General features: G+C 66.9%; 13 protein-coding genes. 5 read left to right on the top strand and 8 right to left on the bottom strand.

What is annotated here, in order from left to right; all coding sequences use genetic code 11:
* Positions 1-113 precede the first annotated feature (113 nt).
* From KIK15_RS03075 to KIK15_RS03050, 6 genes are all read right to left on the bottom strand, one after another.
* A complete protein-coding gene (locus KIK15_RS03075) occupies positions 114-1,379 on the bottom strand; it encodes a competence/damage-inducible protein A (protein WP_214243234.1) in 1,266 nt (421 codons plus the stop codon).
* A gap of 523 nt (positions 1,380-1,902) precedes the next feature.
* Complete coding sequence (locus KIK15_RS03070; protein ID WP_214242649.1) at positions 1,903-3,294, bottom strand: AIM24 family protein; 1,392 nt, start codon at positions 3,292-3,294, stop codon at positions 1,903-1,905.
* A 126-nt stretch (positions 3,295-3,420) separates the two neighbouring features.
* Positions 3,421-3,690, bottom strand: a complete 270-nt coding sequence (locus tag KIK15_RS03065) for an excalibur calcium-binding domain-containing protein (protein WP_214242648.1) — start codon at positions 3,688-3,690, stop codon at positions 3,421-3,423.
* A 99-nt stretch (positions 3,691-3,789) separates the two neighbouring features.
* Complete coding sequence (locus KIK15_RS03060) at positions 3,790-4,809, bottom strand: triacylglycerol lipase (RefSeq protein WP_214242647.1); 1,020 nt, start codon at positions 4,807-4,809, stop codon at positions 3,790-3,792.
* A gap of 142 nt (positions 4,810-4,951) precedes the next feature.
* Positions 4,952-6,514 carry a hypothetical protein gene (locus tag KIK15_RS03055; protein ID WP_214242646.1) on the bottom strand — a complete coding sequence of 521 codons (1,563 nt, stop codon included), beginning with the start codon at positions 6,512-6,514 and terminating at the stop codon, positions 4,952-4,954.
* The gene (locus tag KIK15_RS03050; protein WP_214242645.1) at positions 6,511-7,365 is read right to left on the bottom strand and encodes an ABC transporter ATP-binding protein; all 855 of its coding nucleotides are present in this window, start codon (positions 7,363-7,365) and stop codon (positions 6,511-6,513) included. The genes KIK15_RS03055 and KIK15_RS03050 overlap by 4 nt, the downstream gene beginning before the upstream one ends.
* 261 nt (positions 7,366-7,626) lie before the next feature.
* On the opposite strand from KIK15_RS03050, the gene rplN reads away from it, so the two are divergent.
* The 5 genes from rplN (at position 7,627) to KIK15_RS03025 (ending at position 10,083) form a co-directional block, all read left to right on the top strand.
* Complete coding sequence (gene rplN, locus KIK15_RS03045; protein ID WP_214242644.1) at positions 7,627-7,995, top strand: 50S ribosomal protein L14; 369 nt, start codon at positions 7,627-7,629, stop codon at positions 7,993-7,995.
* A 1-nt stretch (position 7,996) separates the two neighbouring features.
* Positions 7,997-8,314 (top strand): 50S ribosomal protein L24, encoded by a 318-nt coding sequence (gene rplX / locus KIK15_RS03040; RefSeq protein WP_214242643.1) that lies wholly within the window; start codon positions 7,997-7,999, stop codon positions 8,312-8,314.
* 1 nt (position 8,315) lies between these two features.
* The gene (rplE, locus tag KIK15_RS03035; protein ID WP_214242642.1) at positions 8,316-8,897 is read left to right on the top strand and encodes a 50S ribosomal protein L5; all 582 of its coding nucleotides are present in this window, start codon (positions 8,316-8,318) and stop codon (positions 8,895-8,897) included.
* A 1-nt stretch (position 8,898) separates the two neighbouring features.
* Positions 8,899-9,084, top strand: a complete 186-nt coding sequence (locus KIK15_RS03030) for a type Z 30S ribosomal protein S14 (protein WP_019510998.1) — start codon at positions 8,899-8,901, stop codon at positions 9,082-9,084.
* A gap of 177 nt (positions 9,085-9,261) precedes the next feature.
* Positions 9,262-10,083 (top strand): type IV toxin-antitoxin system AbiEi family antitoxin domain-containing protein, encoded by an 822-nt coding sequence (locus tag KIK15_RS03025; protein WP_214242641.1) that lies wholly within the window; start codon positions 9,262-9,264, stop codon positions 10,081-10,083.
* A 171-nt stretch (positions 10,084-10,254) separates the two neighbouring features.
* Here the strand turns inward: KIK15_RS03025 and KIK15_RS03020 are convergent, their stop codons facing one another.
* Both KIK15_RS03020 and KIK15_RS03015 read right to left on the bottom strand, forming a co-directional pair.
* A complete protein-coding gene (locus KIK15_RS03020) occupies positions 10,255-11,577 on the bottom strand; it encodes an MFS transporter (RefSeq protein WP_214242640.1) in 1,323 nt (440 codons plus the stop codon).
* Between the two features lie 156 nt (positions 11,578-11,733).
* Positions 11,734-13,146, bottom strand: coding sequence for an MFS transporter (locus tag KIK15_RS03015; protein ID WP_214242639.1), 1,413 nt, complete (start codon positions 13,144-13,146; stop codon positions 11,734-11,736).
* Positions 13,147-13,148: the final 2 nt, after the last annotated feature.

Here is a 13,148-nt window from a genome sequence, read left to right as displayed (position 1 = left end):
CCACGACACGACACGACACGACACGTTTCGGCGTGCCGGGCCGTGCGTGAGTACCAGAGCGTGCGCGGGCGCCGATCCAGCACAGAACTGCGCAGCGACCGGCGCGACCTCTACTACCTCTGCAGTTCGCGGCGCAGTAGGTGCAGTGCGATGCTGGTGGCCCGCTCACGCACATCTGCGCGGTCCCCAGGCAGGCGCAGAGTGTGGGTGACCACCGGACGCCCCGCCAGCGCGATTCCAAAGCAGACCGTGCCGACCGGTTTCTCGGCGCTCCCACCGCCTGGTCCGGCGATACCGCTCGTGGACACCGCGGTGTCGGCACCCAGGCGGGCCAGGGCCCCGCGCGCCATCGCGGCGGCCACCGGTTCACTGACCGCCCCGTGTTCGGCGATCAATGTCGCATCGACGCCGAGCACCTCGGTCTTGGCCTCATCGGCATACGAGACCACTCCGCCGAGCACATACGCCGACGAACCGGCGAGATCGGTGAGCCGGGCGGCGATCATCCCACCCGTGCATGATTCGGCGGTGGCGATGGTGCGGCCCTGCAGCAGATCGGCGATCTGCTGATCGATGGTGGTGCCGTCGGTGGAGAAGATCTGCGCGGCATGGCGTGCGAGCAACAACTCCAGCACGGCGGCATAGGTGTCGGCGGTGGTGGGGGTGAACCGGGTGACCATCTCCACCTCCGAACGTCGCAGGCACGTGGTCACCTCCAGGTCGGCGTAGCCGGGGATGGTCTGCTCGGCGATGCGCAGACTCTCGGCCAGTTCCGACTCGGCAAGTCCGAAGGCACGAATGGTGGCCTGCTCAAAATCGTTTGCACCGGAGAGCAATTGCGAGAGTTCGGGTGTGGTTATCGCGGCCGGCCACATTGCCTGCAGTTCTCGCGGTGGCCCCGGGAGCACCACGACCGCGGGCGTGCCCGGCACCACCACACCCGGTGCGGTGCCGGTTGGGGGCACCCAGCGCGCACCTTGAGGGACCATGGCCTGTTTGCGGGTGGCCGCACGTACGGAGTCCGGTGTGGAGGTCTGACCGCGCGCGGCCAGCCACCGATCGACGATGGCGGTGATGTGGACCTCGAGTTCGGCGTCGAGGAGCAGCGGGCGGCCGGTGAACTCGGCGACCATCTGCACGGTGAGATCGTCGGCGGTGGGCCCGAGGCCACCGGTGGTGATGATGAGGTCGACACCGTCGTCGGCGAGGAACCTCATCTGAGCCAGCAGATCGGCGGGGCGATCGCCGCAGATGGTGATGTGGGCCAACTCGACGCCGAGGCCGAGCAGTGCCTCGGCGAGATATGGGCCGTTCTTGTCGGCGACGCGGCCGGACAACACCTCGGTTCCCGTCACCACGATCCCTGCGCGCACGGTCATCGGTGTCCCCACCGACTGCTCTGCGATGTTCACCCCTCGATTCTATCCGCGCGGCTCCCACCTGGTCCCGCTCTTATGTCGTGGGCGGTGCCAGATGCCGGGAATCGTTGGTGCACAGGATTTTCCCAGTGCGGCGCACAGTGTTCTCGCAACCAGCGTCTCTAGCGTGGCGGTCAGTCGCGATGCACCCGGTCCGGTGTGGATCGCGGCGGACACCGCCGCCGGCGCCCACGGTGGCGCTGTCAGGCACGGCAGCTCTTCGACCCAGAAGCCGTAACCACACCTTCAGCCCAGAGCGACGCAGAAGCCGACGTCGTTCCCGGCCTCGGTCGATCGGCCGGATCGCAGACCGTTCGACTTCCACGGCACACGGTGACGCCGGTCTACGACGCAGCTCACCAGGGGTGGGGTTTCTGGTTCCTGGGCTGCTGGGTGCCCGTGGTCTGACCGCCGGCGGCCGCCGTCGACGGGTGTGGGTGCTCAGTGGTGCCTGGGCCCGTCGGGTGGGGCGGGCGGCGAGGCGTCAGCGCCCGCCGAGCAGCCCGCCCAACGCCCCGCCGACGCCGGACTGTTGTCCACCGCCGGTGCCGCCGATGAACCCGCCCGGCGGTTGCTCGGAGGGCTGCACGATGACGAACCCCTGGCCGGAGAACGACAGGGTGAAGCGTTCGCCGGTGCTTCGACCCATCAGGGTGCCCAGGTTGAACGAATCATTCTGTTGCACACCGGTTCGTAGGCTCGATGACCACGCCACCGCCGCCTGGGGGTCGGCGTAGGTCGGCTGGTCGACGGTGAGCACCACCGGGGTGCCCTCGGTGGTGATGGCGATGCGACCCCGCCCGGTGAACACACAGTTGAACAAACCGGCGCTGCTCAACGCGCCTGCGCCACGGACCATCTCGATCTTGTAGCTCAGCCCGGTCTCGAACGCCAGCACGTTGGCGCCGTTGATGGTCAGACCGTCGCTGCCGTCGAGGTCGATCAGGTGGACATCTGAGGCGGCGTTGGCCAGGAAGAGATCACCCTGGCCGCTCACCTTCATCAGCGGTACACCTTCGCCGCTGAGTTTCTGACGGATCATGTTGCCGATGCCGCCCGAACCGAGGGCCTCGAACCGCATGTTGCCCTGGTAGGCGACCATCGAACCCGACCGCGCCATGATCTCGCCGTTGAGCGCGACCTTGGCCATCTTCGAGCCCTGCTTTTGGATGCCTGCGCCTGTCGTCTCGGCGAAGGCAGGGGCGAACAGTTCGCTTTGCATGGCATGGGCTCCCGGATTGTATTGGGGGACAACAGGTGTGGCCGGCGGAGGCGTAGTCGGCGGCGTATAAGCCGCAGGTGGGGGCATCGGCGGTGCGGAGGTTGGCCGAACCTGGGTGGGTGGGGCCTGAATCGGGGGCGGGGGTGCCGGCGCCGGCTCGTCGTCGACATCGATGCCGTAATCGGTTGCGATGCCTGCCAATCCGCTGGCGTAACCCTGCCCGACCGCGCGGACCTTCCAGGCGTCGTTGCGGCGATAGACCTCGACACAGACCAGTGCGGTCTCGGTGGTCAGGCCGGTCATCTCGAAGGTGAGCGATTCATTTCCGGCCGCGACCGTGGCCAGTGCGCCGCCCACCGCGCCGAAGGTCGACGGACCAGATCCGTCGAGGCTGGCGGTCACCACCACGCTGGTGACGTCGGGAGGCAGTGCCGTCACGTCGATGGTGACGCGGTCGGGCCCACCTGCCCCGTGTAGGTAGGACACTCCGGGGCCCACCGGGTTGTTGAAGAAGATGAGGTCGCGGTCGGTGCGTACCTTGCCGTGTGCGGCGAGGAGCAACGCCGAGACGTCGACCGCCGCGCGACAGGTGACGGTGACCGCGGCGCTGGGCGCGGGCAACGGCCGGTTCTCGCCCTGGGCCAGCTCGGTCATCTCCGAACTCGGTGAGGTGTCGGTGCCACGATGTCGCTGATCACACAACCCAGTGTTGCAGAAAGTCTGATCCGACAGGGCTCGATACCGCTACCGGTCGAACAGTTCAGACCTTGGTCGCAGGCCTCACTTCTTCTCGCAGGCGATGCCGTCACGGTCGCGGTCGAGGCCTCGGTTCTCCAGATAGGCCGCGCGGTTGACGCGAAAGGTGGTGACCGGTCGTTTGCCTGCGGCCACCTTGTCGCGCGCGCCCGGCTGCCCGACCCCATGTGGATAGGTCTTGTTCAGTGCGGCGCAGTTTCGCGCCTTGGCAGCGTCGGCAGTCGCGGTGCCCAGGAGCGTTCCCGACATCGCCAGGATCAGTGCGCCGAGCGCGATGGTGGACCGGTGAATCATGGACGAGCGTGACACGAGGTGCCTTTCGACTGAGGTCGGCGACGCCGGAAAAACGTGGCGTCGGTGGGAGTGTGGCATGAGGCACGCAGACGCGCCGAGCTATCCGCCGAAAATCGGCAGCACCGGTGAGCAGGTGAAGTCTTTCGCGTTCGGGACACCGCCGTTGGCGAGCGTGCTGCTGACGATGCTGAGTGTGCGTGGCGAGTACGGCAAGGCCAGATGATCGGACAGGTCGGCCGAACATCCCTGTTGCAGGCGGACATTGGTCACCGCACCCTTGCCGGCGGTGAGGTAGGTGAGCTCGGACGGCGTGGTGATCTCGTCGTACTTCGACCCGATGACGGTGTATTGGACGCCTGCCTCGGTGTCGCCGTCGGTGTTGAGCCGGGTCATGAACGGTGAACCCACCACCTGCTGGATCGGCGAGGTTCCGATGATCGCAGGTGCGAACCCGAGGACATCGATGCCCAGTGCATTGATCTGCTTGCCCAACGTTGCAATCCCGGAGAGGGTGGTGCCGTGATTGGTGGCGCCGATGGTGATCACGTTGCGCACCTTGTTCTTTGCCGGTGCCACTGTGTCCACGCCGCCGTGGAATCTCAAGTAGTCGCGGATCACCGGTCCGCCGAGTGAGTAACCGATCATGTCGACCTGCGTGGTGCCGGTGGACAGCAGGACAGTGTCGACGAACCGGGCGACCTGTTCACCCGAGACGTCGATGTCGTCGGTACCGCGAATGGCCGGGATCTTGCCGATCAACGACCGAGTCTCCTTGCCGTGGACGACGGCGAACACGCAGTAACCCTGCCGTTTCAAGGCGGGGGCCAAGCGGGCGAAGCTGTTGTACTGATTGACCCAGGTGCCGTGGACCAACACGACCGGACGCGGGTGGGCAGCGGTCGGGCGACAGGAGAAGTCGTTGGTCCCCGCCGGCGCGGCGTCGGGTTGAGTGAGGCTGAAGGCGAACGCGGGCAGGAACGTGGTCGAAGCGGGACCGTTGCCGATGGTCGGGGGCGCGCTCGGAGCAGTCGGAGCTGCGGCTGCGATGCCTGCGGTCGTCATTGCCGTCGCGGCCAGCAGCGCAACAGCGCCGGTCAGTGCGGTGATGGTTGAGCGCATCGCGGACCCTCGATTCCTCCGTGGCGAGGTGGCAGTCGCGTCCCCCGTCGTATGGAAGATCCCGAATTGCGAATCCGCCACCACGAAGCATGTCAATGAGCGATCCGGCCGTCAACCACGCCGGGTCGGTGACGGCCGCCGATCACGCGGTCGCGGTCACCGTCGCAAGGATCTCGGGTCCGTGCTCGTGGACCAGACGCACACCCCACCGATAGGCCACCCACACGATCGGGATCCCGATCGCGACCTCGACGATCACCGCAGCCCACGCGAACGGACCCGACACGGCCAGCCCGATGATGATGCCGGGGGAGCAGACGAGTGCGAAGCCCGCCAGGTAGCCGAACAACATTCCCAGCGACCGTCCTGACATCGAGCCGCGCGAGTTGATCGATCCCATCCCCGACCCGGTGGGCACCCGGTAGGGCGCCAGCGCCGGGAGGACCGCGGTGGCTGCGGCACCGGACACGACGCCACCGACGAGTACGGCCACGGTGACCGGCCACGTGTCCGGGTCGGTGTCACGCACGATGCGCGCGATCACCGTTCCGGCCAAGCCCACCAGCAACGCCGCCGACGCGAACAGGATCATCCGCGCACGGATGATCAGGGGGGCCGCTCGCCGGGACGTGAGCAAGGTGGCGAACCCCCACCGGTCGAGTCCGTAGCTGTTGGCCATGGTCGAGGTCATCAGGAACACGACGAGCGGAGCGCCGTATCGCATCCCGTAGCTGTCGAAGCCGGTGAACACGAGAACGATGCCGATCGCGATGAATGCGACCGGGGTGATGAGCAGCCCCAGCCGCTGCGAGTCACCGACCAGCATGCGCGCCTCGGTGCGAATGATCAGTGCCACCGGTGAAGAACGTCTGGCTTCGGAGCGGTCCGCGCGCGAGCCGGTGCTCGGTGCGGCCAGCGCGTTGTTGTAAACGGCGAGGTCGATCTGCCGGGACCAGTCGCGGCGCATCAGCAGGATGACTGCGACGAGACCGGCGAGCGCGAGGACGGCCGGCCACCATCGGCCGCGCGAGGCGCCCTCCGCGGCGACCGCAGGCCACCCGCTGGGTAGCACTCGCACCACCGCCTGCAGAGCGCGGTTGTCGGTGTCGATGGACTGGTTGGCGGTCAAGACGTACACGACGTAGACCGTCACGATGCCGACGACGCCGCTGACCACCCCGATCACCTTCCCGAGCTGCGTGCGTATCAGTCCCGCGAAGCGCAGGCCGGTGACCCGTGGCGCAAGGTCGAGCAGGATGGCACTGCCGATTCCGCCGACGACGGCGAGCGCGATCGCTGCCGGGGAGTCACCGCTGGTGGCGACAGCGAGTGCGATGAGCATGGCGGGCACCAGTGCCGCCCACAGTTGTCGGAGTGCGCGACGGGTGATGGCGGCCCGGTACTGATCGGCTGAGACCGGCAGTGTGCGAACGTGTTCGGGCTGCAGGCCGGTGGCCCGGCCGGCGATCAGCGGCGACAGCGCGCTGAATCCGAGCAGCACCGCCGACAGCAGACATGCAGTGGTGACGCGGGCCGATCCAGCCTCGGCGATGATCACCAGTCCGATCATGCCGAGCACAAACAATCCCAGGAACGCGTAGACCACCGCGCGGACCGCCACCGACCGGTTCGCGTTGCGGTACAGCTCGCGATCCAACTCGACCAGGGTCGCGACGGTGTCGGGAGCAGTTGCTGTGGCGGTCATGGCGCGTGGTCGGTCGAATCGACCTGGCGCGGATCGGGCGAATCGCTGCGCACCGGGGGATCGGCGGCGGCACGGTCGGCCAACCAGTCCAGGTGCGGGGTGTCGAGGCCGACGCGAGGGCCGACCGAGTCGATCAACACCGATTCCAGGCTGCCGCCCGCGCGCACCTCCTCGGTGGGACCCGCTGCGTAGAGCGCCCCACGGTTCAGGATGGCGACGTGGGTGCACAACTGCTCGATGAGGCCCATCGAGTGACTCGACAGCACGACGGTGCCGCCAGTTGAGGTGAACTGCTGCAACAGATTTCGGATGGTCACCGCCGAGACCGGGTCGACGGCCTCAAATGGCTCGTCGAGCACCAGCAGCGCAGGCGAGTGGATGAGGGCGGCAGCCAATCCGATCTTCTTCCTCATGCCTGCGGAGTAGTTGCTGACCGGCTTCTCGGCGGCGTCGGCGATGTCGAGAACGGCGAGGAGTTGGCGGGCGCGGCGGTCGGCGACATCCGGAGAGAGGCCCTGTAGGACCCCGACGTAGCGCAGCCCGACGAGTCCGGGTAGCGCCTCTGACATGGTGGGCCCATCGGGAAGCAACCCGATCCGGCCGCGGGCGGCGATCGGGTCGGCCCACACATCCACGCCGTCTATCAGTGAGGTACCTGTGGTCGGCCGCAACAGGCCGGTCGCCATCGACAGGAAGGTGGTCTTGCCCGCGCCGTTCGCACCGACCAGCCCGTACAACGCGCCGCGCGGGATGCTCAGGCTCACATCCGAGACTGCGCGGATCCCCTCGTAGACGGCGGTCTTCTCGCCGTAGACTTTCGTGAGCTCACGGGTCTCGAGCGCTGGATGCACGGGCCTTCCTCTGTCCGACGTCGCGGTGATCCGTCCCGGTCAAAAGTACACAGCGAGCTTGTGGCGGTGACCAATTTGATTCTGACCTGCGGTTTCGCCTACTCTTGTGCGGTTGCCTGCGGCACAGTTGTGTCGCGCACCCGAGCGCGAACCCTCTACGGCCCTCATCGGCCGTGGTCAGGCGCGCAACGGCGGCAGCAGACCGCGTGCGTCGGGTCGGAATCCGGCGTACACACCATCCAGGTCTGAGGAGATCTACGAATGATCCAGCAGGAGTCACGCCTGCGGGTCGCCGACAACACCGGAGCCAAGGAAATCTTGTGCATCCGCGTGCTCGGAGGCTCGTCACGCCGGTACGCCGGCATCGGTGACGTCATCGTCGCCACCGTCAAAGACGCCATCCCCGGCGGCAACATCAAGCGCGGCGAGGTGGTCAAGGCCGTCATCGTGCGCACCACCAAAGAGCGGCGTCGCCCGGATGGTTCCTACATCCGTTTCGACGAGAACGCTGCGGTCATTCTCAAGAACGAGAGCGATCCGCGCGGTACCCGCATCTTCGGCCCCGTCGGGCGCGAGCTGCGCGACAAGCGTTTCATGAAGATCGTCTCACTCGCCCCGGAGGTGCTCTGACATGAAGGTCCACAAGGGCGACACCGTGATCGTCATCTCGGGTAAGGACAAGGGCGCCAAGGGCAAGGTCATCGAGTCCTACCCCGCGCGCAACCGCGTCCTCGTCGAGGGCGTCAACCGCATCAAGAAGCACACCTCCGCAGCGCAGAGCGAGCGCGGCGTCTCGGCCGGCGGCATCGTCGTCACCGAGGCCCCCATCCACGTCTCCAACGTGATGGTCGTCGACTCCGACGGCAACCCGACCCGCGTCGGGTACCGCACGGACGAAGAGACCGGCAAGCGCGTGCGCATTTCCCGCAAGAACGGGAAGGACATCTGACATGACCAGCACTGAGAACAAGGTCCAGCCACGCCTGAAGACTCGCTACCGCGAGGAGATCAAGCCTGCGCTCAACGAGCAGTTCAAGTTCGACAACGTGATGCAGATCCCCGGTGTCGTGAAGGTCGTGGTGAACATGGGCGTCGGTGACGCTGCTCGTGACGCCAAGCTGATCAACGGTGCGGTCGCCGACCTCGCGCTGATCACCGGCCAGAAGCCCGAGATCCGTAAGGCCCGCAAGTCGATCGCGCAGTTCAAGCTCCGTGAGGGCATGCCGATCGGTGCTCGGGTCACCCTGCGCGGCGACCGGATGTGGGAGTTCCTCGACCGTCTGGTGTCGATCGCGCTGCCGCGTATCCGCGACTTCCGCGGCCTGTCGGACCGTCAGTTCGACGGCCACGGCAACTACACCTTCGGCCTCAACGAGCAGTCGATGTTCCACGAGATCAACATCGACAACATCGATCGGCCGCGCGGTATGGACATCACCGTGGTCACCACGGCGACCAACGACGACGAGGGCCGTGCGCTGCTGCGTCACCTCGGGTTCCCGTTCAAAGACAACAGCGTGAAGGACAACTGAGATGGCAAAGAAGGCTCTGGTCAACAAGGCCAACAAGAAGCCCAAGTTCGCCGTGCGCGCCTACACCCGGTGCAACCGGTGCGGGCGTCCGCACGCGGTGTTCCGCAAGTTCGGCCTGTGCCGGATCTGCTTGCGCGAGATGGCCCACGCCGGCGAGCTGCCCGGTGTGCAGAAGTCCAGCTGGTGACCTGACCCGCTGATCACTCCACAAAGGCCCGAGTCCTGCTGGACTCGGGCCTTTGTCGTCGGCCTTGCTGCTGAGATCGTCCGCGCAGGCGGTCGACGTGGTCGTGGTGACCACGCTGGCGCCAGATTCGGACGATGTCGGTGGATCCGGCTGGGCACCTGTCGACGTCTGATCGGTATGAGCCTCCTACACCCCGCCGACGCCGTGTTCTCGACCGGTGTGTTCACCACCGCGCAGCTGCATCGTGGGGGATCGACCGACAATCAGATCCGGCGAGCCGTGGCCGCCGGCGATCTCATCCGGTTACGGCCCGGTTGGTATGCGCGTGTGGGGGCCGACCCCCGTGTCGTCGCGGCGGTGACCGCTGGTGGTGTGTTGAGTTGCGTGTCGGCGCTGGCTCACCACGGCGTGTGGGTGTCACCCGGGTATTCCGACCTGCACGTGCGGCGGAGCAAAGCGCTGCGGGACGGGCAGCGGAGTTGTCAGGCAGTCGGACCGCCGCGACCGACCACCGGCGCGATCGACTCGGTGGCGGTGGCGCTTGGATGCGCGGTGCGATGTATGCGCCCCGAGGACTGGATCGCTGCGTGCGATTCGGCACTGAACCAGGGCCTGGCCCACGGTGGTGACATCGTGGCCGAACTCGGCCCCCGTGGTCGCGACCTGCTGGCCCGCTGCGATGCCCGCTCCGAGTCGGGAACCGAGTCGCTGGCCCGGGTTCGCCTGCGTGCCGTGGGTTTTGCGGTGATCGTGCAACCGCAGATCGAGGGTGTCGGGCGGGTTGACCTGCGCGTGGGCGCGTTGCTCATCGAGTGTGACAGCGTGGCCCACCACACCAGCCTCGCGAACTACCGCAACGATCGGCGACGAGACCGCGCCGCGCTGGTCCACGGGTGGTTGAAGATCCGATTGACCTACGACGATGTGGTGTTCGGCTGGGACGAGACCCTTGAGGCGATCCGGGCTGTCACCGTCGCGAGGCGGCACCGGCTTCGGTAACCGAGATCGTCTGCTGAGAAGGCTGCCGTGGTCATGGTGACCACGGCAGCCCGCCACGCGGACGATCTCAGCAGAATTCGAGACGACCACAGGTCATTGATCGAGGCAGTTGTCCACAGATCCGGTGTGGTCCACAGGCACGTGGTGGCCGGTGGATACCGGGATGGCGAATCAGCCTGTGGTGTCAGGAGATTCATTTGTAATGGGTGAGTTCCATGTCGAGGCGGGTGGTACCGAGCGCATGGCTGGGTGGATGATGACGAACACCGCGGTGGCCGCGAGCCCGATCCCGAAGATCGGCGCGCCCGACAGTGGTAGGCCACTGCCTGCGGCGAGTCCGGCGAGAGCCGGTGCAACCGTCGTCAGCGACATGGAGCCGACGCTCAGCGCCGCGCCGATGCGGCCCAACTCGCCGGCTGGCATCAGATGGTAGGCGTAGCCCTGGATGATTCCGTTGACGGTCGGGTTGGTGATCATGGCCACCACAATGGTGACGACAGACGGAATGGGTGTGGTCACCAGCGAGAAGCCGAGGAAAAAAACTGCCGTCCAGGCCAACCCGATGCACACCAGGCGGCCGTCGCCGTGCCGTGACACCAGCGCGGGCGCCAACGCAGCACCGATCAGAGTTCCCGCAGCCGCACCTGCCCCGATCAGACCGATCACGGTGGGGTTGGTGTGCTCGGCGTTGAGTTGCAGGATGCGGTTGGTGATGAGTGCATTGACGAACAGGTTGAGCAACAACGCCGGGAAGATGATGGCGCGGATGATCCGCTGACCCCAGATCCATCGGAACCCGTGAGTGATGTTCGACCAGATGGTCCCCTCGGTGACTGTACGGTCGGGCGTGTGGCGCAGGTCGTGGCGGACGAACCGAACCATCAGTGCCGCAATCGAATCGAGAATCGCCTGCCCGGCGAACGGGATGGCGTGGCCGAGTGCGAACAGAGTTCCCGACAGGGGCGGGCCGGCCAGCGAGATGGCGGAATCGCGGCCCTGATTTGTCGCGGTGGCCACAGCCAACTGGCTTGGCGCGACGATGGTCCGCAGCACCACCTCGGACACGAACCCGAACAGGCCGTCGTGGACACCTGCCAGCACGGCGAAAGCCAGGATCAACGGTGTCGAGATCGCGCCGCCGGCAACGAGGATCGCCAGTGTGCCGTAGATGATCGGGCCGGTGGCCAGGCCCAGGGTCCACACCCGGCGCCGATCGAAACGGTCGGCGACTATCCCGCCGAAGAGTGCGGCGATGGCACCGGATCCGATCGTCAGCGAGCCGCACAGACCGGCGATGGTGGTCGAACCGGTGACCGCGACGGCCAGCAACGTGAACGCCAGACCGCGTAGCGAGGCGGCCAGCGCCGAGGTGGTGTCGATGACAAACCAGGCGCGATAAGAGCCGTTGCGCCAGGGAGAGATGGCGGCCGATCTGTCCACCGAGACCGAGTTCTTGGGGTCTGACGGTGAGTCAGGAGTGGTGTCGGTGCTCAACGAAGGCTGGTCCTGTTCGCGAATCTCAACGAGTGATTCTTGGCTACGCTAGCGAACTGTCAACGGTCCGGCACGACATCGACGAGGCCGGTCCGCGTAGCAATCACCCAGCCTGATCGGAGCACGTGACCCCGATGAGGCTGGGTGACAGTGGAGTCAGGCAGCGGTCTTCGGCAACGCCGCCATCAGCGCCGCGGCGACGCCGTACGAGGCTGCCCCCACGAGCAGGACCGGTGCCAGCCCATGGGCGAAGTACAGAGTGCCCAGTGCAGCGACACCGATCGCCCCACCGATCTGATTGGCGGTCGAGAGAACCCCACCACCCGACCCGGCGAACTGGCCGGGCACCCCGGAGAGCACCACCGACACCAGGATCGGCGCGGCGAGACCCACGCCGAGTCCACCGACGAACATCGGCAGACCCAGCGCCCAGAACCCCGGGTCGTCGGTGCGCACCACCGCCCACAGGATCAGTTGCGAGATGGCGAGGGTCAGGGACCCCGCGACCAGTAGGACCCGGCCGAATCGGTTCGCGAGCGCGACGCCCACACCCGAGGTGACAATTGACCCGAGCGCGTAGGGAAGCATGACGAGGCCGGTCTCCCAGGCGCTGCGCCCGGTGACGATCTGCAGGTGAAACGACAGGGTGAGGAAGAAGCCGCCGATCGCGGCGAAAAACACCGTCGATGCGGCGAGACCGGTAACGAAGGTGGCGACCCGCATCAGGCTCGGTTGCACCAGCGGGTGGCCACCGTGTGCCGCGACGGCGACCTGGCGGGCCCGGAACCGGTCGAGCACGACCAGGCCTGCACCTGCGATCAGCCATCCCCACCACGGCCATCCCCAGTCGCGGCCCTGGATGAGCGGCAGCAGGACCAAGGTCACCCCGGTTCCGGCGAGAACCGCTCCACACCAGTCGAACTGAGCTCTGTTCGCGTCCACCCGATGCGGGGCGTCCGAAGGGAGTGCGCGCGCGCCGAGGACGAGCGCAAGGCCCGCGATGGGCACGTTGATCCAGAAGATGGCCCGCCATCCGGTTCCCGCGAGATCAGCGTCGACGACGAACCCGCCGAGCAACGGTCCCGCGACTGCGGCGAGTCCCTGGACGCCGCCGTAGGCGCCGAAAGCCATGGCCATGTCCTTGGGCGCGAACGAACCTCGGATGATGCCGAACACCTGCGGCACCATCATCCCGGCCGCCAGGCCCTGTAGCACCCGGGATCCGATCAACATCTCAGGCGTGACGGCGAGCGCACACGCCGCCGAGGTGAGGCCGAATGCCAGCAGCGCCGTGAGGAAGACACGCCGTCGGCCGTGGTTGTCGCCGAGGGCGCCGCCCACGATCAACCCGCTGCCGAGTGCGAGAACGTAGGCGGCGACGCACCACTGCGCTTGCGCGGGGCTCGCCCCGAGGTCACGTGTGATCGATGGCGCCGCGACCGTCACGATGGTCGCGTCGAGTAGGTCCATGAAGGAGGCGAACAAGACAACCAGCAGGGCAAGGCGAGCCGGCCCGCCGGTCATGGGGTCACTCGATCGGGTGGTGGGTAGAGCTTTGTTTGTGGTCATGG

The organism is Williamsia sp. CHRR-6 (assembly GCF_018474015.1).
GTDB lineage: Bacteria > Actinomycetota > Actinomycetes > Mycobacteriales > Mycobacteriaceae > Williamsia_A.
This window is presented reverse-complemented; position numbering and strand designations above follow the sequence as displayed.